18 protein-coding genes are annotated in these 23,535 nt (G+C 47.8%); 10 read left to right on the top strand and 8 right to left on the bottom strand.

The genetic code is table 11. From position 1 onward, the window contains the following. Positions 1 to 82: 82 nt before the first annotated feature. The 4 genes from ACLVWR_RS17545 to ACLVWR_RS17530 are packed head-to-tail and all read right to left on the bottom strand — an operon-like array spanning position 83 to position 5,671. The gene (locus ACLVWR_RS17545) at positions 83 to 3,181 is read right to left on the bottom strand and encodes a tail fiber domain-containing protein (protein WP_413581886.1); all 3,099 of its coding nucleotides are present in this window, start codon (positions 3,179 to 3,181) and stop codon (positions 83 to 85) included. Continuing rightward, positions 3,178 to 3,747: a hypothetical protein gene (locus ACLVWR_RS17540; RefSeq protein ID WP_413581885.1), complete on the bottom strand. Its 570-nt coding sequence runs from the start codon at positions 3,745 to 3,747 to the stop codon at positions 3,178 to 3,180. Before ACLVWR_RS17540 ends, ACLVWR_RS17545 begins: the two co-directional genes overlap by 4 nt. Before the next feature lie 42 nt (positions 3,748 to 3,789). Beyond that, positions 3,790 to 5,136 (bottom strand): MATE family efflux transporter, encoded by a 1,347-nt coding sequence (locus ACLVWR_RS17535; RefSeq protein WP_413581884.1) that lies wholly within the window; start codon positions 5,134 to 5,136, stop codon positions 3,790 to 3,792. Next, a complete protein-coding gene (locus ACLVWR_RS17530) occupies positions 5,117 to 5,671 on the bottom strand; it encodes a NifU family protein (RefSeq protein ID WP_340597011.1) in 555 nt (184 codons plus the stop codon). The genes ACLVWR_RS17535 and ACLVWR_RS17530 overlap by 20 nt, the downstream gene beginning before the upstream one ends. A 178-nt stretch (positions 5,672 to 5,849) precedes the next feature. On the opposite strand from ACLVWR_RS17530, the gene ACLVWR_RS17525 reads away from it, so the two are divergent. The 4 genes from ACLVWR_RS17525 to ACLVWR_RS17510 all read left to right on the top strand — a co-directional run bounded on the left by ACLVWR_RS17525 (position 5,850) and on the right by ACLVWR_RS17510 (position 9,737). After that, positions 5,850 to 6,776, top strand: coding sequence for a class I fructose-bisphosphate aldolase (locus tag ACLVWR_RS17525; protein ID WP_413581883.1), 927 nt, complete (start codon positions 5,850 to 5,852; stop codon positions 6,774 to 6,776). 23 nt (positions 6,777 to 6,799) lie between these two features. Then, positions 6,800 to 8,278: a lysine--tRNA ligase gene (gene lysS, locus ACLVWR_RS17520; RefSeq protein ID WP_413581882.1), complete on the top strand. Its 1,479-nt coding sequence runs from the start codon at positions 6,800 to 6,802 to the stop codon at positions 8,276 to 8,278. A gap of 74 nt (positions 8,279 to 8,352) precedes the next feature. Beyond that, positions 8,353 to 9,282 (top strand): sulfurtransferase, encoded by a 930-nt coding sequence (locus ACLVWR_RS17515; protein WP_413581881.1) that lies wholly within the window; start codon positions 8,353 to 8,355, stop codon positions 9,280 to 9,282. Continuing rightward, on the top strand, positions 9,273 to 9,737 hold the full coding sequence (locus ACLVWR_RS17510; protein ID WP_413581880.1) for a YiiD C-terminal domain-containing protein: 465 nt from the start codon (positions 9,273 to 9,275) through the stop codon (positions 9,735 to 9,737). The genes ACLVWR_RS17515 and ACLVWR_RS17510 overlap by 10 nt, the downstream gene beginning before the upstream one ends. On the opposite strand, the gene ACLVWR_RS17505 is transcribed toward ACLVWR_RS17510, so the two are convergent. Beyond that, the gene (locus ACLVWR_RS17505) at positions 9,659 to 11,815 is read right to left on the bottom strand and encodes an ATP-binding protein (RefSeq protein WP_413581879.1); all 2,157 of its coding nucleotides are present in this window, start codon (positions 11,813 to 11,815) and stop codon (positions 9,659 to 9,661) included. The two genes, ACLVWR_RS17510 and ACLVWR_RS17505, sit on opposite strands and share 79 nt — an antisense overlap. Before the next feature lie 79 nt (positions 11,816 to 11,894). Then, complete coding sequence (locus tag ACLVWR_RS17500) at positions 11,895 to 12,818, bottom strand: hypothetical protein (protein WP_413581878.1); 924 nt, start codon at positions 12,816 to 12,818, stop codon at positions 11,895 to 11,897. 261 nt (positions 12,819 to 13,079) lie between these two features. On the opposite strand from ACLVWR_RS17500, the gene ACLVWR_RS17495 reads away from it, so the two are divergent. Next, entirely contained in the window at positions 13,080 to 14,093 is a 1,014-nt protein-coding gene (locus ACLVWR_RS17495; RefSeq protein ID WP_413581877.1) for a trypsin-like peptidase domain-containing protein, read from the top strand. Positions 14,094 to 14,107: 14 nt separating this feature from the next. Here the strand turns inward: ACLVWR_RS17495 and ACLVWR_RS17490 are convergent, their stop codons facing one another. Further along, entirely contained in the window at positions 14,108 to 14,497 is a 390-nt protein-coding gene (locus ACLVWR_RS17490; protein ID WP_413581876.1) for a hypothetical protein, read from the bottom strand. Positions 14,498 to 14,502: 5 nt separating this feature from the next. Further along, positions 14,503 to 15,447 (bottom strand): HD-GYP domain-containing protein, encoded by a 945-nt coding sequence (locus ACLVWR_RS17485; RefSeq protein WP_413581875.1) that lies wholly within the window; start codon positions 15,445 to 15,447, stop codon positions 14,503 to 14,505. A gap of 236 nt (positions 15,448 to 15,683) precedes the next feature. On the opposite strand from ACLVWR_RS17485, the gene ACLVWR_RS17480 reads away from it, so the two are divergent. The 5 genes from ACLVWR_RS17480 (at position 15,684) to ACLVWR_RS17460 (ending at position 23,458) form a co-directional block, all read left to right on the top strand. Beyond that, complete coding sequence (locus ACLVWR_RS17480) at positions 15,684 to 17,318, top strand: hypothetical protein (RefSeq protein WP_413581874.1); 1,635 nt, start codon at positions 15,684 to 15,686, stop codon at positions 17,316 to 17,318. A gap of 42 nt (positions 17,319 to 17,360) precedes the next feature. Next, entirely contained in the window at positions 17,361 to 19,448 is a 2,088-nt protein-coding gene (recG, locus tag ACLVWR_RS17475; protein WP_413581873.1) for an ATP-dependent DNA helicase RecG, read from the top strand. 64 nt (positions 19,449 to 19,512) lie between these two features. Next, positions 19,513 to 20,760 carry a hypothetical protein gene (locus ACLVWR_RS17470; RefSeq protein WP_413581872.1) on the top strand — a complete coding sequence of 416 codons (1,248 nt, stop codon included), beginning with the start codon at positions 19,513 to 19,515 and terminating at the stop codon, positions 20,758 to 20,760. Positions 20,761 to 20,870: 110 nt separating this feature from the next. Next, positions 20,871 to 21,278: a hypothetical protein gene (locus ACLVWR_RS17465; protein ID WP_413581871.1), complete on the top strand. Its 408-nt coding sequence runs from the start codon at positions 20,871 to 20,873 to the stop codon at positions 21,276 to 21,278. Between the two features lie 68 nt (positions 21,279 to 21,346). After that, a complete protein-coding gene (locus ACLVWR_RS17460; protein WP_413581870.1) occupies positions 21,347 to 23,458 on the top strand; it encodes a S8 family serine peptidase in 2,112 nt (703 codons plus the stop codon). Positions 23,459 to 23,535: the final 77 nt, after the last annotated feature.

Raw genomic sequence — 23,535 nt, 5'->3', positions numbered from 1 at the left:
GTGGAACAAAAGATTTGGTTATTGGCTATATTATAGTGAGACAAACAATGTGAAATTTAGAAAGATTTCCGTAACGATAACTTTATAGACCCAGATGAGACTTTATCAAATTGAGATCTTTTTCAAGTTTCTCATTTTTCTTTTTAAGTTCTTCGTTTTCTTTTTTAAGTTTTTCAAGCTCTGCTTGCGTGTTGCTTTGAACATCTTCAACCGAGGCTAAGCGGCGATCCTGGGAACTGACTATGGCATCTGTCGCGGTTATCTTCGCATAGAGAGATTTGACCGCTTCGATAAGTGGTGCAACCAAGTGATCATAGGCAACTGCTTTGAAGCCTGATTTTGGATCCGTATAAACAACTTCAGGGAAGACCTTTTCAATATCCTGAGCGATGACACCCACTTGCTTTTGATCAGTGAAACGATTTTTGTCGATATAGGTGTAAGACACGCCATCGAGTTTCAGGATTTTATCCAATGAGTTCTGCAGGGGAGTGATATCTTCTTTAAGTCTTTTATCTGAAGAAGACAGGCATCCCGCCGAAGTACAAATTGTGGTGCCGGCAATTCGGTAATTGGTGCTGGTGTTGATGTCGCCACCCACATCCAAGCGGTAGGCAGGTAAACCCGTTCCAATGCCCACGCTACCTGTATTTGTCATGACGAAGTTGATATTCAAACTTGTGGAGTTATCGGCCTTGGTCATGAACATGATTTTGCCACCATAGCCAGCCGCTCCTCCGGTCCCGTCAGTAAAGGCTTGAATGGATGCCAGAGTTTTGTTGCCACTGTTGTTGGAGGCAATGAAGTTCAATTTTCCTGCGGTTGTTCCCGCACTTACTGTGGCAAGAGGGTTATTCATTTCCAATATGCCGGATTCAGCTGTCGTGGCGCCGGCACCGTTGAGGGTAAGAACGCCGGAACCATTGGCACCTGCAATATTCGTAATGGAACCGCCGAATGCCGCGGCACCATTTGCATCAATCACGAAGCGTGTTTTTGCTGCGATATCATCATTGATTGCAAAGGCTCCTGAGCCGTATGTCGAACCGGTGCCCCCCGTATTCAATGTGAAACTCTTGTTGGAGTTGAAATTTGTGATATTCAGTGCGGTTCCTGTTGCTGCCGTGCCACCCACGGAAAGCGGGTAGGCCGAGTTACTGACACCAATGCCCACATTGCCCACGGGGTTGATGTTGATGCGTGTGGCGCCAGCAGTTTTAATATTTAAGTTATATGAATCATTCAAACCAATATTGGCATCAGTACCGAAGGAGTTTCCGCCATTCACAAAGAAATTGGGAACAACCCATTTCAACCCATTTAACTCCGCGGAATCAGAGACCAAGAATTGGCCATTCGTTCCCGCTGGCAGACGAGTGTTAGTGGTGCCGCTATAAACTACCAAATCACCTTTGGTGAGCAAAGGCGAAAGATTGTTGAATGCGACAGACTTCGTTGTGCCACCAGTTCCACCTTGTGTGATCGGCAGGAGAACGGAAAGACCACTGGCGACCACGTTGGTCAGTTGTGAACCATCAACAGCAGGGAGTCGGGCGGAGGCATCCAGCGCCACGACCTTGTTCGCAGTTGAACCCGAATCAACTTGCAGAGAACCGGTATTAAGAAATAAACCTGAACCGATGTTCAGTCCGATGCTTGATCCGGTCACATTCAGTGGAGCAAGTGTTCCAAGGGCTGCATAGGTGCCAGGGCCGGTTCTTTGCACAAGGCCGGTGCCGGTGATCGAGCTTAAATCAGGTGCGGAGCTGACACTGATAATACCTGACGCTGCAGACAGACCGGAACCTGCCTGCATCACACCCATAGTGGATGAAGAGGCGCTCGATACACTAATCAGTGGTGTCGTGGATCCGTTTGTCACAACAATAGGAGAAGTTCCCGAAACATTTGTCACGCCAGAACCCGCCACGCCCAATGTTTGAGTCGTAGATCCATCCCAATATTTGATTTGGTTGGACGTGGAGTTAAACCAGACTTTACCTTTATCAGCAGTGGACAGGGACGGGTCAGTGATATTGTTTGAAAGATGCAGGGATTTATTCGCTGACATCGTCACGAAGCCGACGTTGGTAAGATTATTGGCGCCCATGTCGATGGCACCAGACATCGTGCCGCCAGCCAAAGGAAGTTTGGTGACATCCGTGCTGGATGGAGTGATCCATTGCAAAGTGGAGCCAGTGGACGAAAGGACTTGCCCCGCAGTGGCTCCGGTTGGAATTTCTTTTGGCGTGTTGGTCAGGGCAGAGCCATCGACCGCTGGAAGTTTGCCAGTTGCATCGAGTTTGACGATTTGGCCGGCGCTGGTTCCAGTGTTCACTCGCGCGACACCGGAAGTGACTTGAATCCCTGATGTTGCCAGGTCTGTGTCGAATTGAACAAGGCCCTTCACAGTATAAGATGAATCCCCTGGTGTTGAGCCGGAAAGATCATCTGCCACAGAGAAAGCTGTGCCGTTGTATTTAAGAATTTTACCGGCAGCCAGTCCGGTCATATCAAGATTCACACCTTTGATACGATTAACCACTGTTGCGCTTTGGGTGCCACCGACATCACCGGCCAGGGAGCCTGTGAAGTTTGTCGCGGTTTGCGCGGTCAGTGTTCCGCCAGAATAGGAAGATAGCAAGGAATCCAAAGTCGTGTAGCGGGCTAAAATACTTTCCAGGTTTGCCTGAGTTGTGCCCAGTGCAGCATTCACCTGCAAGAAATCTGAAGCCCCTTTGTCTGCAAGTTTTTGCGAATTGATGGATGTCGGAATATTTCCGACGGTCACATCAGGAGTTAAATCCGTACCGGCAACATTGATGCGCAGGGCACGTGTCGTGAAGCCCGCCATCGAAACCGCAGAGGCCCCCTGGCAATTGACGGAGCCAGTGGATGCAAAAATGCGATCCGCAGTGTTGTTGGTGGTATCCGTGCGGGTACCGGTGCCGACGATGACAGAAAATTCCCCCACCGAACCCGGAGTGATGCTTTGAGTTTCAGAATACAAAACACAAGAGCCATACAGGACCGAGAACGTCACGGTTTGCGGAGCTGTGATGGGTGTGCCACCAGAGTCGGTCAACACGCCCTCATAGGTCAGCAAAGATCCCGGAGAAACCGCCAGAGCTGCTTTGGCAAAGAATACGAAGAAGAGTGAGATCAAGAAGTGTGTTTTCATTGAGACACCCGGCCTTGAACCACGAAGCCGCCACCAGAAGCTGTTCTTTGTTGATGAGAAACAATGCGGCCTTTAAGCACCATGCCGGAGCCCGTTTGAATTTGCGCACCAGCGAGGACACCTTGTTTGATTTGTGCCGGCGGCACAAAGCGGACAGTAGCTTCGCGTTCAACGTATTGGCTGGAAGCGCGGGACCATGCACGGAAGTTCACTGTGAAAGTGTCCCCGTTGTTGATGGTCATCGTGTTCAAGGGTGCTTTGGTATTTGAAAGATCAATTTGAAATTTACCATCTGTCGAACACATCACAGTGTCTGAATCATAAGTGGTGGATGAGATCCAAGTGGACCCCCCATCAAAAGATAGATCTACAGAAGTTATAAAGCGCGAACACTCTGCGTTCAGCGAGATAGACGATAAAGTGGAAGTGACATAATCTTTGCTGGGTTTGAACTCGAAGTTGTCGATAGGACGCAAAAATGAGACCTTCGGATCTGCATCCGAACATCCCAAAATAAAAAGTACAGAGAAAACAGCCACTAAGGACTGAACAAATTCTTTTTGCATCTACTAAAATATCGGAATAATCCAATACTTACTGTAGTACTACTAAGCAATGAATCTCTTACTGAGACGGTGAAAGCGATAGGTTAATAGGATTGAGGCAAAAATGAGTCCTATCAAAAGTCCTATCCATATTCCTACGGGTCCGACTCCCAGGTGAAAGGCCAGCAAATAGCCCCCCGGCAGGCCCATAATCCAGTAAGCAAAGAATGCGATCACACTGGGCCACTGAGTATCACTCATGCCGCGAAGTGCACCAATCGCAACTGCCTGAACCCCATCGAACACTTCAAATAGAGCAACCACGACAAAAAATTGCGCTGCCCAGGCTATTACATCCGGATCGGAAACGTAAAGAGTGGGGAACCAATGACGAAGAATCAAAAAGCCCAAGCCGCACATGCTCATGTAGGCTCCGCCCAACATGATTGAAGTTAAGCCAGCGTGACGAGCCATTTTGTAATCGCCACGGCCCAATTCAAAGCCCACGCGAATGCTTGAGGCGATGCCTATTCCCAGTGTCACCATGAAACTTGTCGAGGCAAGACTGATCGCGATTTGGTGAGCGGCAAGGGGGATTGCCCCAAACCATCCCATCATCACCGCGCAGGATGCAAAGGCGCCCACTTCAAAAAAGAAAGTGAAGCCATTTGGAATCCCCAAGCGAATCATGTTTTTCAAAGTCTGTTGATCAAAGGAGTGTATCCACGGATTTTTTAGATAACGTTTAAATTCCGGATGCAGATGCACGTAGGCGATCATCGCCAGCATCATGATCGTGCGCGCCCAGAAGCTTGCCCATGCGGCTCCGTCCAGACCCATTTTCGGGAAACCCCAGTGGCCATGAATCAAAACCCAGTTGCCGACTACGTTGAAAAGGACACCAACAATCATCACGTACATGGCGACTTTGGTGCGACCAATCCCGTCAGTGAATTGTTTGTAGGCCTGGTAAATTAAGGCGGGCAGAATCGACATCGCGATGATTTTATAAAAACTGGTTCCGGCTTTAAGTACTTCCGGCGTTTGACCAAAAACGTGCAGATAGGGAAGCAAGCCCATCAGAATTGCGGTGATGACCGCTCCAATGCCGACCGCAATAATCAGACTGTGCCCCAAAAGCACTCCACCGCGTGGGTGGTCGTCCTGTCCCTGAGCATGCGCAAACATCGCTGTCATCGGAGCGAGCATGCCCAAACCAAAAATCAAAAAGACGATATAGACACTTCCCGCAAACGCAGAAGCACCTAAGGCCACCGGCCCCAGAGCGCCCACCATCAAAGTGTCAGCCAATTGGATCAGGTTCTGACCCAATTGTCCGACAATGATAGGACCAGCAAGCTTTAAAAGTAATTTAGACTCGTGAATGGTCTCAGATCGCAAGAACTTCATGAATTTCCGGGAACAATTCTTTCATACGAACTTCGATACCGTCTTTCAAAGTGGCCTGAGAAGAAGGGCAGCCCGCGCAGGCGCCACGCATGTGGATGTAAAGCTTGCCGTCTTCGAATTTATTGAAAACGATATCGCCGCCATCCAATGCCACGACTGGGCGGATTTCGCGATTCAAAACGGATTTGATGTTTCTCACCATGGGGGAGTCGTTGGGATCATCAACGTCAGTGTGCTGAACGATTTTAACAACCACAGGCTCTTTGCTGTCCATGTGTTCCTGAATGAGGCCACTCAATGGTTGAGCCAAAAGTTCCCAGTCAACCCAGTCTTGCTTGGTCACAGTGATAAAATCGGAACCCACGTAAACAGAGCTGGTCCAAGGAAAGCCAAAGATTTTTGTCGCCAGCGGAGAGCGCTCTGCTTCTTGCGCAGAGGGACAATCAAAGCCCTCGTCTGCCACTTTGGTGTGCAAAAGGAACTTCATAGTCGCTGGATTTGGTGTGGCTTCGAAGGAAACTCTGTTTGTGCTCATCGTGGTACCTCTGGGAAAATCGATGCCCACATTATACCACGGCTTCCCTAATGAAAAGGACCAGTACTGCGGGGTGTGTTATTTTCAGTCAGAATGTTGATTATCCCTAGAAAGTTCACTACCTTTGAGCCCGCTAATTGACTGAGCATTCACATTTTTCACCATTTCTGGAGAACACATGACACCAAGAGTTAGAGAGATTTTGAGCTGGTACGGATCCGACAACCCAGGCGTTTTGACGAACCTGGCTCGTATTATGAATCACGGTAAATTGGCTGGTACTGGTAAGATGGTTATTCTTCCGGTGGACCAAGGTTTCGAACACGGTCCGGCTCGTTCTTTCGCTAAAAATCCAGATGGTTACGATCCTAACTACCACATCGAGCTTGCGATTGAATCTGGTTGCAACGCTTACGCGGCTCCACTTGGTTTCATCGAAGCGGTTTCCCGTGACTACGCGGGTGAAATTCCTTTGATTCTAAAAATCAACAACTCTGAAACTCTTTACGGCAACAAAGCTCCAATCTCAGCAGTAACGTCTTACATCGACGATGCTTTGCGCTTGGGTTGTGTGGGTATCGGTTTCACAGTTTACCCAGGTTCTGCTGAACGTAAAACTATGTACGAAGAAATCGCAGAAGCATCCCGCTTGGCAAAACAAGCTGGTCTTGTGGTTGTTATCTGGGCTTACGCTCGTGGTGAGCAAATCTCCAAAGATGGTGAAACAGCTATCGACGTGATCGCATACTCTGCGCACATCGCGGCTCAATTGGGCGCTCACATCATCAAAGTAAAACCGCCAACAGCGCACATCGAGCAAGCTGCAGCTGCGAAAGTTTACGCTGAACAAGGTATCAAAGTTTCCACTCTGACTGATCGTATCCGTCACGTGGTTCAATCTTGCTTCAACGGCAAACGCATCGTGATCTTCTCTGGTGGCGAAGCAAAAGGCACTGAAGAGCTTCTTAAAGAAGTACAAGAGATGGCACAAGGTGGTGGCTTCGGTTCCATCATGGGCCGTAATGCATTCCAACGTCCTAAGAAGGAAGCGATCGCTCTTCTTCAAGGTGTGATGGAAGCATTTGCTGGTAAAAAACTTAATTAGTTCATTTTAGGTAACTGGAAAATATGTCGATTCAAGAAAACGCGCTTCGCGCGGAAAAACGTAAAAAATTGCATGCTCTTCGCGAGAAGGGCATTAATCCATATCCATACACGTTTGAAAATAAAACGGCGATCGCTGAGATCGTGGAAAAACACGCGGCCGGTTTGCAAGCGGGCGAAAAGAAGCCTGAATCTGTATACCGTATTGCGGGTCGTTTGATGACTTTGCGTGCGATGGGTAAGGCTTGCTTCTTCAACGTTCAGGACCAATCAGGGACTGTTCAAGTTTACGTAAAAACAGAAGAGTTGGCAGAGAAAGAAAAAGCCGCATTTGATCTGGTGGACCTTGGCGACATTGTGGGTGTTGAAGGTTACGTTTTCAAATCCCAAAAGGGTGAATTCTCCATTTACCTAAAGCACTTCGAAATTTTGACAAAAACAATTGAGCCATTGCCAGAGAAATTCCATGGTGTGCAAGACGTTGAGATCAAGTACCGTCACAGACACTTGGATTTGATGACGGATGCTGATTCTCGCAAAGTTTTCGTAACTCGTTCTAAAATCATCTCTGAAATCCGTAAGTTCTTGGACGCTCGCGGTTTTATGGAAGTTGAAACTCCAACACTTCAGCCAATCTATGGTGGTGCAGCGGCGACTCCGTTCACAACTCACCACAAAGCATTGGACATGAAGTTGTATATGAGAATTTCGCCAGAGCTTTACTTGAAACGTCTTTTGGTGGGCGGCTTCGAGAAAGTTTACGAAATCTCCAAAAACTTCCGTAACGAAGGTATCGACAGAACTCACAATCCTGAGTTCTCTCTACTTGAGTTCTACGAGGCTTACACAGACTACAATTATCAAATGGATCAATTCGAGGAACTTGTTTCTCAATTGGCGTTGAAAATCACGGGCAGCATGAAGGTTTCTTACCAAGGTAAGGAAATCGATTTCACGCCTCCATGGAGACGTTTGACGGTTCACGACGGTGTTCGCGAATACGCAAAGATCGATCCGGATAAGGCAACCGATCAGGAGCTTTTCGAAGCGGTTAACAAAATGGGCGGCGACCTGGATGTTCCAGGTAAACGCGGCGAAATGATCATGGAGTTGTTCGAGCTAACAGCAGAACAACACTTGTGGCAGCCGACTTTTGTTATGGACCACCCGAAGGAAATCTCTCCATTGACGAAAATTCACCGCGGTGATGATCGTCTGGTAGAGCGTTTTGAGCCATTCGCAGCTTGCATGGAAATCGGTAACTCCTACTCAGAGTTGAATGATCCGGAAGACCAATTGGCGCGTTTGAAAGAACAAGAGGCATCTCGTGGTACGGACGAAGAAGCTCATCCAATGGATGAAGATTTCTTGTTGGCCATCGATGCAGGTATGCCTCCAACAGGGGGGGTAGGCTTGGGTATTGAACGTATCGTAATGATTCTGACAGACAGACCGTCTATCCGAGACATCATTTTCTTCCCGACGATGAGAATTACGAAGTAAATTGCTTACACTCCGACTTCGTCGGAGTAACATAAAGGGAGCGATAAGCTCCCTTTTGTTTTTCTGGAGGTCCTATGAAGTTTATTATCGGCGCATTGATGATGGCTCTGGCTTTGGTGGCCTGCCAAACAAAACCCACGATTGTCACATCTGAAACGGGTGTGGTGGGGGCTCCGGAAAGACTGATGGAGGGGAGTCCGGTTATTTTGGATGTTCGTCCTCCGTTTGAATTTAACCTTTCTCATGTTCCGGGTGCGATCAATGTTCGTTGGGAGGATTTTTCCGCCCAGGATCCGAACTCCCGTGGTGTCCTTCAGGATGATTTGTTTGCGATGGCCCGTCGTTTATCTTTGATTGGAATTGATCCGGATTCAAAAGTCGTGATTCTGGGTAAAGGATCATTGGGAGCTGGTGAAGAAGGGCGTATCGCCTGGACTCTGGAAGTCTTGGGTGTAAAGAACGTTCACACGGCACTGTACACGGTGGCGCGTTCCATGAATCCAAAAGGCGACGAGCCCTTGGTTAAAAATAAACCAATGTGGAAGCCCGTGGTGGATGAGTCTTTGTTCATTGATTCAAAAAACTTCAAAGCCTATGCGACTCACAAACTTTCGCCGCTGAAAATGACCGGTAAAAAGAAAAGCAAAAAGGCCATGGATCTGCCGGTAAGTTCCTTGTTTGGAATGAACTTCAACGAAGCCAAATCCAAAGTCGTGATTCTGGATGTGCGCTCTTCTGCAGAGTACGGTATCAATAACCTGTCCAAATATAAGAATGTAAAGACACCAGTCGTGCAAATTGAGTGGAAAGAGTTCTTTACCGAATCCAACGCAGTTTCCAAAGACATTGCAAAAAAACTGGAATCCAAAGGGATCACCCAGGATAAAATCATCATGGTGATCAGCAATCACGGTGTGCGCTCCGGAGCTGTGACCTTTGCATTGCGTGAAATGGGCTACCGTCAAAGTGTGAATTTTGCCGGGGGCTATGAGCAATGGAAATAGACGCTCAGGATTTTATTCAAGTACTGTCTGACAAAATCAAACTTTACGAACACCTGGGAATCACAGTTGCGGAACTGAATTCCCATAGAGTTGTGTTCAATGTGTCCCTGGAAAAAAACTTAAATCACAAGGGTACGGCCTTCGGCGGAAGCCTTTATGCGACCGGAGTGCTTAGCGCCTATGCCCTGGTTTTGGCCGGGCTTAAAGCTTATCATATCGACACGGAAAATATCGTCATTGCCAAAGGTGTGATCGAATACCATCGTCCTATTGAATCGGATTTTACCATTGTCTGTGAATTTCCTGATTTGCAAACAGAGCAGGCTTTTTATCAGGAACTGCAAGATCAGCACAGAGTGCGTGCTGACCTGAATGTTCAGATATTTAAAGAGGGCGGCTCCGGCGGTCGCTCCTTAGGGGCTTCTCTGGTTGGAAGTTTCGTCGTCAGGATGTGAGTCAAAGTATCCAGAACTTCCGCTTTCTTAACCGGTTTTACCATATACATGTCGCAACCTGCGACCAGGGTTCGTTGTAAGTCCTCAAGGACTGCGGTGGCCGTCAGGGCGATGATCGGTGTGTGGCCCAGTCGATTCTCTTTTTCATAGTGACGGATCAACTCTGTGGCTTTGTATCCAGACATAATGGGCATCTGCATATCCATGAAAATGAAATCGAATTTTCCTTCTTTGAATTTATCAACGGCTTCTTTTCCATTCACGGCTTCGGTAAATGTGAACGGTTGATTCTTTAAGTAGTGAGTTAAAAGCAGGCGGTTGTCCTGGGAGTCATCAACCAGCAGCAAGGAAAATACTCTGCCTTTGAATTGTTCGGCCCAATTGGGTGCCGTGGTGGGTTTGACTTCGGTGGCCGCCACAGTTTCGGGACGATGTGGAAGCAGAATTCTGAAAGTGGTGCCGCGCCCTGAGAGGCTGCGAAGTTCCAGCTTTCCGCCCATAATCTCCACCAGATTTTTGGAGATGACCAGCCCCAGTCCGGTGCCGCCGTAACGTCGTGTGGTGGTTTCTTCCGCCTGGAAGAACGGAGAAAACAGACTGCTTTGTTTGTCGCGGGGAATACCGATGCCAGTATCACGAATTTCCAATAACAGTTGTGCTTCCGGGGAGTCTGGATTTTCCACGCCCACATAAATTTCAACTTCACCTTCTTCGGTGAATTTCAGGGCATTTCCGATCAAGTTAAATAGAACCTGACGTAAACGGGTGGGATCACCACGCTGATATAGTGGGACCTGGGGATCAATTTGCAATTGAAAGTTAAGACCTTTTTCCTCGGCTTTGATTTGCAGAATTTCAAAAACAGAGCGCACGGTGCTGTGTAAGTTATAGGTCGTGCTTTCGATGGAAAGGGCCTTGGCTTCAATTTTTGAAAAATCCAGGAGGTCATTGATTAAAGCTTTCAGGTTTTCTCCGGCATGACTGAACAAAGTCAAATATCGTTCCTGGTCCTTGCTGAGGTTGGTTTCCTTTAGTAGTTCCAGCATGCCCAGAACCGAATTCAGTGGTGTGCGAATTTCATGACTCATTCGGGCCAGGAAATCTGATTTTGCGCGGGAGGCTTCTTCGGCTGTTTCTTTGGCGGTTTTTAGTTCCTGTTCAGTAAAGCGCAACCGGTCGATCTTGTCGGTCAATCCAGAGACTGCCGCACCAGCCATCAAAGCTGAAAAGCACAAAGTCACGAGTGTCGCCGGAGTTTGAATCGCAGAAAAATCCTGGGGCCAGGGATTTCCCATCGCCACGGGCAAGGCCAAAGCCAAAAAGGCCACCCAGGTGTTGACCAGGATCGCGGTCTTTAAGCCGTACCAACTGGCGCAAAAGAGAACGATGATTCCATAGGCATACCAGGACTGAGTCAGGGGTATTTTCAAGCTCAGCGCCAGGCTGATGGCCAGCAAAGAGAACATAACGATTTTTTCACGTCGGGACAGATGGTGAAACCAGCGCATCTCGATGTCTTCTGCCGGGAACAGGGAGAGTCCTTTTTTCTCTAGCCAAGGGGTTAGCAGAATCAAAATAGGAAGTGAAATCACCACGCCACTCATGAAGTTACCTATGACATTCAAAACGCTGGTCCACAGAAACTGATCACGGGTGATGACACCGGCACCTAATAAAATTCCCTGTACTCCCAGAGTCAGTAGAATGGATGGAATAATGATGCCATACACAGTATAAAGGCTGATGCCTTTTGGTGTGGGACTCCACACATCATGTCGGAATCTTTCTTTGACCAGAATCCAGGCTAAAAAGACGTGCAGTGTTTCGGGGAGAGCATGGACGGGAAAAAGCAGAGGGTTGGTGGCTCCCCATAAGGGAGCGCTGACAGTGGCATTCAGAAATAATGGCACCAGTACACCGGGGCCCCACCACAAAGTCATGGGAATTGCGAATGCCACGGGAAAGTTAAAAAACGATGTTCCGGTTGTCGCTATATAAAGAATGTTTAGCTGTGTGTTGATATGGAAAATGGCAAAGCACACAATCCATATCCACCAAGGCAAGCGCTTTTTATTCATGACTTCATTTTAGAAGCTATTCAAAAAGCCGCACTTCAACTTTGCATTAACTGTGAAGGAACAATGACCGCGCCGGACTTTACTCTGGCATTCCGGCGTCGATCCAGCGTTTTAGATAATCCGCTTCCGCCGGTGTCAATTGCACCTTCGTTCGTGCCGGGGGCATGATGCTGTCGGTGAGACCGGGTACAGTGATTTTATATAGCAGACTGTCGGATCCTTTATAAGGAACAGCGATCGGAAGATTCGCATAATCTTTCGCAAGCAGGATGTTCGCGATGGAATCCAGCATCGGATCCTTCGGGCGAGCCGCAGAACTGCTGTGGCAGTTCAAGCATTTGGCATCATAGAAGGCCATGCGCAGATTTTTATAGCTCAATTCCAATTGTCCCAGATCCGGTTGTGGATTGGGGACGGGGGCTTCTGGCGGAGCCGGTGTTGGCTCACCTGGAGCCGGAGGTGGTCCTGGCGGCGTCGGCGGTCCTGGCGGCCCCGGAGGAGCCGGCGGAGCCGGAGGCATCGGAGGTGCAGGAGGAACTGGTGATGCCGTTGGAGATGGTGTTGCAGTCGGCGCAGGTGCTGGGATGTCAGCGCAAGCAGACAATTCCTTCACACGCTGAGGGGGGCGCTGGTTGGTTTTATTATCGAAATAAGAGCGCAGAATCTGCAGCTCACACTCCGTCAGCGGCTTATAGCCTTTGCGTTGCGGAGGCATGTCGCCGGTCTCAACGGTGGCCATGATGTCTTCGCGATACTCATAGACCTTTGCTTCGCTATCCAGAATTGGTGCTTTGCTGGAGTGGCAGTCAAGGCAGGTTTTAAGAGCGGTGTTGCTAACAACGTAGTAGTCGATCAGAGATTCAGAAAACTCATTCACCTTGGGAGTTTTTAAAATAATCTCTCCGGCTTTGAACAAACCCATCTCTTCCAGAGCATAGCCGCACCCGGAAAGCGCAAATGTCACAACGATGGTTTGTAAAAAAAGACCCCAAGTTTTCATCACCTAGGGTTTTATCAAAGAATTCAATCTCTTGGGAGGGGCTCTCGAGGGAAGGGAAAAACTTCCTCGAGGTGTCACAATTTTTGACACTTCTGCCGGGCAGAGGGGTACATGAAGTTTAAAAAGTGACAATAATTTGCAACCCGTAAGTTCTTTAACCTTTGGTGGGATATGCAAACTAACGTGGAGTTCTTGGAGCTGGTAGAATCTTTGCAAATTAGGACGAGAGGCCACCGTTCCGTGGTTGAAGCTAAGGGAAAGAAAATGAAAAAGATCTCAGGCAAAGCAGTTAAATCCATATTTTTCGGTGCCTTTCTATACTCGGCTACTGCGTTGGCCAGCGGATTTACGCCCGAGCAAATAGCCAAAGAAGTCGCGCTATATCAAAAAGGCGATGAATGGTCTGTGGTGGATATCACAGAACAAGATCTGCAAAACCCGATCGTTAAGAAAGCCTACGATGCTACTGTTCAGGTGGGCGCAGCTTCGGGAATTTATCTGGGTAAATTTAATGGAAAGCACATAGTGGCTACGAATTCCCACGCTGTCGGTGGTCCCAAAGACTGTAAGCAGTTTCCGCCCAAGGTAGTATTTGGGGCAGATACTTGGACCGATACCACGGCTTGCGTGGGGGCCTGGCCCGAAATTGAACTGGCATTATTGGTCGTGAAACCCTATGACATCAATGGATGGGATGAAGAACAAGACGAACCGGGTCCCGCGGAATACGATCGTGGTGATAAGGCGGTTGCGGGCAGGGCTTCCAATTTTGCATTTAGCAAGATTCCGGAATTTCAAACTCCGTTAATAAATGTCGGCTTCGGAATCGCAGGGGATGCCAGCCCTGATCGTGGTAGCCCGTTAAAAATTTCCACCCCTCGCATGACAGCTGATGACGACTGTCGTGTTCTATCGCAAACCGGAGACGCGCGATTACTTTACGATCCCGACACGATCAATCCTTTAAAGTATTCTGCATGGTCCATTGCGATTGCCTGCGATATCTCGCACGGATCATCAGGATCACTTATGATGAACCGTGGAACGGGTGAGGTTGTCGCAATTGGCTGGACAGGGACTTGGCCGAAAGCGGGGCAGCAGCACATCACGTCCCGTGAAATTGATGAAATTTCCCGAAGCAATTCACCCGAACTTTGGAGTCGTGTGAACTACGCGGTGCCTGCGTTTAAGATTAAGGAATTTCTTTCGAAGCAGATCAAAACTAAAAAGATAGTTGGACGCGATGCTGTGATTATCAGAAGCATCCTGGAGAAATAGCCCGCAAGTTAGGGCTATTTGCCTTTTTTAACTTTTAGGGATTGGTAGTTGGCGTGTTGCGAAGCTGGTTTGCGATCAGCGCGCGCGGACTCCATGCATGTCAGACGTTGAGTGTCTGACATCTCTGTTTCTTCGCCGCATTTATCCAAAGACGCCGGATTGAAGGCCTGACCTTGAATGGAATCAAAACATTTCCAGAACTGCTGATCGTCTTTTTGCAGATTGCAAACTGTGACAGCGTACCAGTCGACATTTTCATTCTTTTGCATTTTCTCCTGGCAGGCTTTGACGTCGGCTTCACCGACAAAGCGATCGCAAACTCCCGGGGGATTGGTAGGCTCAATAGCCAAAGCAATTAGCGGAATCAAGGCGATCAATACCAAAGAATTTACAACGTGTTTCATGTGTCCTACGCAGCCTTTATTTTAAAAAGTACAGAATACAGTGCCTTCAGCATGTCGGGATCATAACGACCCGCCAGCTTTTCTTTCATCATGGTCACAGCATCTATCGGCGAAAGTGGGACATTATATGAGCGCTGAGTTGTCATTGCATCATAAGTATCGGTGATGGCGACAATACGGGCGAACGGGTGGATCTCGTCACCCATCAATTGTTGGGGATACCCATTCCCAGACCAGGACTCATGGTGCTCAAAGCAGGCCGCTTTAATCGCATCTGAGATGTTCGGGTGGTTATTAAGAATAACTAGACCATACTGAGGGTGCATCTTCATCTGCTCCCACTCGGCATCCGTCAAGCCACCTTTTTTGCAAAGGATATCCAGACTGACATTGCGTTTGCCGATGTCGTGGAAAAGAGCGCCCACACCCAGCTCTTCAAGTTCTTTCGGGGAATAACCCAAGGCTTTTCCCAAACCCAAAGAGTAGATGCTGACATCCAGTGAGTGGTTGTAGGTATAGAAATCATGTCCCGACAAGGAGATCATGAAACCCATCGCCTCTGGAGCGTTTTCCATAAGGTCAATGAAGTCCGTGATGATCGGGCGGGACTCATCCAGGGCTTTGTTCACATCCGGATTTTCAAACAGATCTTCCATCAATGCGACAGAGGACTCGCGCAGGATTTTGGCTTTCTCAAAGGAATCCAGTTTGTCGGAATTCATTTCCTCTTTTACCCAGTCACGATAGTTCTGCTTGTCCTCCATGCGAACAAAGAATGAATCACCAGTGTCACGGGCATGCAGACGGGAAATCTTTCCATCGGACAGTTTATCGCCAGCACGAAGATACAAAATATACTTGCCATCGACCTGCACAAAAATATCAAAACTTGTGACTTTGTCAGGGCGGATCGTGCTTAAACGTATGCGGAAATATTGAGTGTCTGTCATAGGGAAATTCTGCCAGCAAATCACTGCCTTAGGAATAAAATCCGCTGCGCAATTTAACTATAGCCCTTGGTCTAGTTCAGGGCGCCCGAAGGCTCCTCATAAAGTACCAAACTGAGCCGGATGGTTACATCGATGGTATCAATAAGTTTTCTCTATTGGTGCAGCGTTAGTATACCGAATAGTTCACTATGAGAGTCGAATTCACTTCTGTCCTTTGGCTATTTTTGTCGTTTTTGATGCCGTCATTTGTACAGGCGCAAATGTCCTGTGAAACATTCTCCGCTAAAAGTTGTGTGGGACCGCGCGAGCATCTGAAAGCCACCATCCAGTCCTGTGAGCTTGAGATGAAAGCCGCAAAGTGTGACGAATGGTTTAAGGATCGTCCCGACGCGAAGAAGTCAAAACGCATTTGCGATCCCGCAGAAGTTTGCCCGGTGCCGGTTAAAATAGCATCCTTTGCAGAATCCTGCGCTGATGGTGCGTGGAATAGTTCTGTCGATTTGGTGAAGGGTGCGATTGATTTTGTCGTGGGAAGTTCGAAAGTTTCGCCGGAAGTTAAAGCCCGCGAAGACTTTTTCAAAAAATGTGTCAGTGCCGAGTGTAAAATCGAAATGCTGGGACCTTATGCGGATCTATTCACCCCTGAAGAAATCCTGGGAACCCGGGATCCCAAACTGCGCTCCGATGATGTGCAGAATCAGGTTTATCTGAATGGTTACAGCGCCAAAACTTTGTATCGCATGCTTCAGGAAAAACTTCGTAAGCGCGCGAAAAATGGAAACACCACAGATACTTGGATAGAGCCGTGGTCGGGGAACCCAGCTGCTCCCACAAGATCCGTTGATGATTTAGTTGAGGAAGTGATGACTGCTTCGGGGATGGAAAACACCGCCTGCTATAGACCGGAAAAAGTGTGGGAAGCCAGATGCTATGCTTTAGCCTCTGTTTTAGATCCTTTGGCGGCGGGGCTTGCGATTTTAAAAATTAAAAAAATAGCCGGAGTGTTGCGCGCCTCAGACAATAAGCGTATTGCCAAAGCGGCCAAGCGTGATGATCACATCGCCAAGAATGTCATGAGTGGATCCACGATTGATATAGAGAAATTCAAAAGTAGCACCGCCGGTATTTGGGCTGATAAAAATCTGACGGACCAGCAAAAGGCGCAGACGGTTTTTGAAAAATATTACGAGATGAGAACTGCCAAGCTGGATTCATATCTTAAGAAACATGCAGATAACGTCATGGGTGATATTCAAACTGTAAAAGGCTCCAAGGGGCAGTACAACATTCTTACCCAAAAAGTATTGATCGGCCAAGACTATGTCGATGTTCCCGTAAACCACTATTTGACCTTGGCCCATGAGTTTGAGCATGTCGTTCAATATCCGGAACGGACCTCTTTTATAACACGACATCTGGCAAGTAAGTTGGAACAGAAATTGGAAAAGCTGGAGCGGCCAAGAGGAGTGAACTCCCGACTGCAGGCTGAATTTGAAGCGATGAGCAGCCAATGGGACTTTTTGCAGGCAGTTCCACAGGAAGTGCGGGATCGATCCATTGATATGATTCGGGCAAACTCCAAGATCCCCCAAAGGGTCAAGGATGCTTCCATCGCGGACATTCAAAATGCAAACTTAAGCCGGTCCGACTATTTAAAATCTGTGGCTGGCAAACATGGCTACACCAGCTTTCAAGTTTCGGAGGCGAAAAAATCTGCCATCGGTTCCGCAATCATGATGCAGTTTGTTGCTGATGGTGCGACGGATTTGAAGCAGAAACTCTATGAGCGGGAACGGGAAGCAAGTAAAAAGACAGTCTATGAAATGATGAGGATGGTTCCGCCTGTCGTCACTGAGTCGACCAGTCCTTAATCCATTGACTTAAAGTCAAAACCCGCAATACTCAGAGGTGCCATGGCACTTCGTCTAGACACGCAAATCATGTATTTAAAAGGAGTGGGTCCCAAACTTGGGGACCTGTTCGCGCGCAAAGGTTTAAAAACTTTGCGGGACCTTTTTGAGTTCTATCCTCGAGCCTTCGAAGATCAGCGTGCCGCGCGCAATATCGCAAGTCTTAGACCCAATGACATTGTCAGCATCAAAGCGACGGTAGTTTCAGTTCATGGTGTGAACATGGGGCGCTCTTCCAGAAAGATGTACGATGTAGTGGTGCGCGATGCCTCGGGGCAGATTCACTGCAAATACTTCCGTGTTCCTTACAAAGGTTACTTTGAACGCTTCAAACCATTTTCCGAAGTTCGCGTGGTTGGAAAAGTGACAGAATACCGCGGACGGATCGAGTTTCATCATCCGGATATTCGAGACATTGACCCTGATGAGGAAAATCAGGATGCATTAATTCCTCTGTACACCGAGATCGAAGGATTGGCGACTGCCAAAATTATGAAACTGATTCGCGCCGGTATGGCGCAAATCGAAGAATGGCCGGAGGAAACTCTGCCTAAGTGGATGCGGGAAAAATACGATCTGAAAGCGCGCAAAGATGCTTTGATCGAAATTCACAATCCAAATCCCTTAAAAGCGCAGGAATATACAGAATTCAAAAGTGCCGCCCAACGCCGTTTGATTTTCGAGGAGTTCTTTTGGTTGGAGTTGTTTCTTGCAGCCAAAAAAACCGGATTCCAAAAAGAAGCAGCGCCGTTGATCCAAAACGAAGGAAAAAAACTTTCGGCCTTGGAACAGTCACTACCGTTTCCTTTAACGGGGGCGCAGAAACGGGTTTTTGCAGAAATTAAAAGTGATCTTGAAAAAGGTCATCCGATGCATCGACTGGTTCAGGGTGATGTGGGGAGTGGGAAAACCCTGGTCAGCTTTATGGCGGCGGTCTATGCGGCTGAAAGCGGTTTTCAATCATGTTTGATGGCACCCACTGAGATCCTGGCGGAACAGCACTATAAAAACGCGCAAAAAGTTTTAGCCCCGCTGGGAATCACAGTGTCGTTGCTGGTTGGGAAAACCAAAACAGCAGAACGCAAACAAGTTCTTTTGGATCTGGCCAGCGGCGAAACTGATTTAATTATCGGCACCCATGCACTTATCGAAGAAGAAGTGCGCTTTGAAAATCTGGGATTGGCTATCATCGACGAACAACATCGCTTTGGTGTTGAACAACGTGGCATCCTTAAAAACAAAGGCAACTCGCCGCATTTTTTAATTATGACCGCGACTCCGATCCCCAGAACATTGGCGATGACCGTGTATGGCGATCTGGATGTGTCGATAATCGACGAAATGCCCCCAGGACGCAGTCCAATTCAAACCCGCGCAATTTTTGAAAACAAAAGAGCGCAGGCCTTGCAGTTCATGCTCGAGCAATTGCAAAAAGGCCGTCAGGCCTATTTTGTCTATCCGCTGGTTGAAGAGTCTGAAAAGATCGATCTGAAAAACGCCGTGGAAGAGTACGAAAAGCTTAAAGTTCAATTTCCAAAAGTCACCTTTGGTTTGCTTCATGGAAAAATGAAACCTGACGAAAAAGATGCGGTGATGAACCAATTCCGCCGCCAGGAAATTCAAGTTTTGGTTTCCACCACCGTGATCGAGGTCGGTGTCGACGTTCCCAATGCCAATATCATGATCATCGAACATGCCGAACGTTTTGGTTTGTCGCAGCTTCATCAGTTGCGCGGTCGTGTCGGTCGGGGGGAGCACAAGTCCTTTTGTATTTTGATTATGGGCTACGCGGTTTCTGAGGAAGGCAAGCAGCGCACAGAGTTCATGGAAAAAACCACCGACGGATTCAAGATTTCTGAATTCGATCTGGAAATGCGCGGCCCGGGTGAATTCATGGGGACTCGTCAGTCAGGACTTGCTGGATTTAAAATGGCCAATCTTGTACGTGACATGGAGCTTTTGCAGATGGCGCGTGAAGCGGCCTTTGAAGTGCTTAAAAAAGATCCATCTCTGGTGTGGCCGGATAATCGCCCGATGAAGCAGGAGCTTTTGCGCGAGCATGGTCCGGCAGCTTTGGCTTCCATTGCCTAATCGAAAAGCAAATATGAGTTTTTTATTCCGCGAAGTTTAGAGGCGTGATAGTGAATCACCCCTTATGCATCATGATTTACACAACGTTGACGACGGATTAAGCAATCCGCATGTGCCGCTATTTCCCTCTGTGGCAGATGATCAAAAAATACGCAAAGACTTGTTTTCTGCTTCATCAGAGCTGATCAGGAAAATTCGCAGACTTGAAAAAGATCATGCTGATTTTTTGCTTTGTGATCAAACCATGTATCAGGACTGGCATGCTCTGACTTTCCGTGAAGAGCTTCAAGAGTTGGAGGTGCTGGAGAAACGTCATCGTATTTTGACGACTTTTGAAGTTCATTTGAATCATGTGGCTGCGACCTCCAAGGTTTCCCGGCACCAGGCCTATAATATGCTGAAAGAGGAAGAGGGGCAGTATCAAGCCGGCGATGATGTCTGGAAGTTTGTCATCGACAACCTTCGCAAGAGTCGTTTCCATGCGGCAACTCTGGATTCAGGGTTGTCCTCTGAAAGTCGGAAACCGCTTGAAAGTGCTGCTGTGGATTTTGCAGAAGTCTTTTTTAAGGACGATTCCCTGTTAAGTGGACTTAAGCGCCGGGCTCGGTCGGTGTATCACTATCTGAATGATATCGATGATGGAAAGATGGTTCAGCATATGGAGGTGCCTCTGGCTGGATACCGTCTTTTCAGAGAGAGTCTGCAGATTGCCATGAAGTGTGGTGATTGGCGTCTTTTGGGGCGCGTCTGGAAAACCGCCAATCCCGCCTATCAACAAAGATATCTCCGTAACATGCCTCTGCATCTGAAAAAGTTCATGCAAAGAATCATCGCAGAAAACGAACGCGAAGAAGCCCTTGAAGACCAGCAGACTCTAGGTTCAGGGGAGCTGCGGGAGACGTATCAGAAGTTAATACGCATCTTGCATCCGGATAAACAGACGGGCGAAACTTTTGAGCGTCAGCAATGGGCTTCAGTTAAATGGCAGCGGGTTCAAGATGTGTTTGCTGAACAAAATCTGGAATCACTGAAGCGGATCGAGTTGGTCTGTCGGGCAGAGTTAGGGCAGTTGAATGACCTGACTGTGGATGAGATTCATCAAAGTACGGCTTTACTGGAGGAGGAGTTTGAAGATCTTAAGAAAAGCTTCAGCGCCTGTCGCCAGCATCCGGCCTGGAAGTTTTCAAGCCGTCGCAGTTATGAAAATCTGAAAGAGCAGGCACTGGCTGATTTGGAAAAGCGTCTTGAGCCGTTGCGCGAGGAGGTTTTGAAACTTGAGGAGGCTCTGCAAAGTTTTGCCGCAGCGAAATAGGGCTGTGTTAAAATATAATTTTTGCCGCTTGCCTTAGGAAACAATTTTACCCTATCCTTTTGTTAGAGCTGTTTGGATTTCGGCTTCTAGTACACAAGGACGTGTTCAAAATGAATAAGTGTTTCATCAGCATGATGGCTGCTTCTATTCTTATATCTTCAGCGGCATTAGCTGCTGTTCCTCAATATAAAGTTAACATGCGCGTGGGTCTTAAAGGATCTTCTCCTATTTCAATCAACACAGTGACCAAGTCTGGAAAAAAAGCTTACATCAGCGAGTTTTCTGACGACGGACAAAGCGAAACGATCGTCGAAGTGATGGCTCGCAAGTCCAAGCAAAACAGCAAAGCTGGTTTGTATATGGATGTGACTGTGACGAAGCGCGTTCGTGGGCAGAAAAAGATCTCTGAGCGCACACAGGTTTTTGCTCCCGACAATCAGGAAGCTGAGTTCGGAATGAACTCAAAAGGTCGGATGACAGGGAATCTTTCGCTAGTCGTCATGGCGCATCAACTTTAATAAATACAGTTAAGTTCTTTACACCTGAGAGTTCATCGTGATGGAATTTTTCCGCAGAGGGGGAATTTATGCAAAGATGGACTCATCTTATGGTTACGTCAGCACTTGTGGCTTCGGTTGCAAGTCCAGTCTACGCAGGGAGCTTGTTGCGTTTTAATTCAGGAACAGTAAATCCTGGAATGGAAGCTCAGGCAGTGGCATTGGTTCAAGACCAATCGGTCAGCGACTATATCGTTCAGTTTTCAAATAAAATTACTGCCAAGGATCGCGCAGCCCTTAAAGCTCGCTTTGAAGTGTTCGGCTACTTGCCGGATGATGCTTTGGTTGTGCGCGGATCGTTTGCGGATTTGAATTCTTTCCGACAAACTCACCCGGGTGTATATGCGGTTATCAAATATCATGCTCAATATAAAATCAGCAGTGATATCATGCCTGTAAGCGTATTTAATAAAGATCAATCTCAAAGTGTTTTGATTCAGCTTTTCAAAGCAGCAGACGCCAAGTCCGTTGTTTCAGCGTTGAAAAAAATGAAAGCAGAACTTCAAGTTGTTAACGGTAAGTCTATCGTTGCCTTGGTTTCTCGCGCACAAATCTACAATATCGCAAATTTGACTGGTGTTGAGCACGTGCAAAGCACGCCAGTGATCACGACAATGGATTTCCCATTGGATCAACAAATGAATATGACGACAAAAGGTGCTGGTGATTATTCCGACATCACGGGTAACGAAACTGGAACTCAAGTTATGAAATTCGATACTGCATGGAACTTGGGTTTGACCGGTCGTGGTCAAACTGTCTCCATGGCGGATACGGGTTTGGATTCTGGAGACATCAACCAAATCGCTTCTGACTTTTCTGGTGCGGTGAAATCTGGTTATGCTTTCGGTTTGTGGTCCAGAACTTGGGAAGATCCAATGGGTCACGGAACTCACGTTGCGGGTTCTATCATGTCTCGCGGTACAGCTTCTGGCGGTCGCCTAAAAGGTGGCGCATACGATGCAATGATGGTTGCAGAGGGTATGTGGTCCAAGATGCTTAATGGTTTAGGTGTTCCTTCCAAGCTTGCGGATTTGTTTGATAAAGCAAACAACGACGGTGCTCGTGTTCACTCCAACTCATGGGGCGCAGTCAAAAATTTTGGTGCTTACGATGGTATGGCCGTGCAAGTGGATGAGTGGATGTCCAACAATCCAGACATGCTAGTGATCTTCGCCGCGGGTAACAGCGGTGTGGATATGAACAAAGACGGTCGTATCGATGGTGGTTCTATCGGGACTCCGGGCACAGCGAAAAACGTTTTGACTGTGGGTGCTTCCAAAAACAGAACTAAAACCGGTGGTATCCAGGTTCCAGTCAGCAAGCTTCGTGCAGCGGCTGAAGTTTGGTCTGCAGAGCCGATTTTCTCTTCAATGATGTCGGACCGCGAAGACGGTATCGCGATGTTCTCTTCCCGTGGTCCAACTTTGGATGGCCGTGTGAAGCCTGAAATCGTGGCTCCAGGTACAAACATCCTTTCCAACCGCTCTCACATCAAAGATGCATCTCCTCTATGGGGCGCTTACAATGATGATTATGCTTGGTCCGGTGGTACGTCCATGGCAACTCCGCTAACAGCGGGTGCAGTGGCAATCGCTCGTCAGATGTTGGTTGAAAAATGGGGCGTGCAAAATCCATCAGCAGCTGTGATGAAAGCAATGATCATGCACTCTGCGGATGATATGTATCCAGGTCAGTTCGGTGAAGTGGGCGCTGCAAAAGGCCAAGAGATCCTGACTCGCAGACCGAACTCTGATGAAGGTTATGGTCGTGTGAACATGGATAACATGGTTCAAATGATGAAAAACACTTTCGTTGTTGATGACCGTGATGGTTTGGCGACAAATCAAACTGAAGAGTACGCTTTCAAACTGGCTGGTTCTGGCAAGCTGTATGCGAACTTGGTTTGGACAGATGCAGCTGGTTCCGCAAATGCTTCCAAGGCATTGGTAAATGACTTGGACTTGGTTTTGACGGGTCCAAATGGAGCAGTTTCCATGAATGATCACATCAACAATGCTGAGATGATCGAAATGACTTTGCCTGCCGGCGACTACAAGCTGACGGTTAAAGGTGCAAACGTTCCTGCCGGTAAAAACGGTGGTCGTCAGCCTTATGCTCTTGTTTTCAGCGTGAAGTAGTTCTGATTAAGCTTTGATCAATATTTGATTAAATAGCTGAAATTATTGAGTAAAAGCCCCATCTTTGATGGGGCTTT

Source organism: Bdellovibrio sp. HCB288 (assembly GCF_047305935.1).
Lineage (GTDB): Bacteria > Bdellovibrionota > Bdellovibrionia > Bdellovibrionales > Bdellovibrionaceae > Bdellovibrio.
The sequence above is the reverse complement of the archived record's forward strand: the minus strand, read 5'-3'. Positions and strand labels throughout refer to the sequence as shown.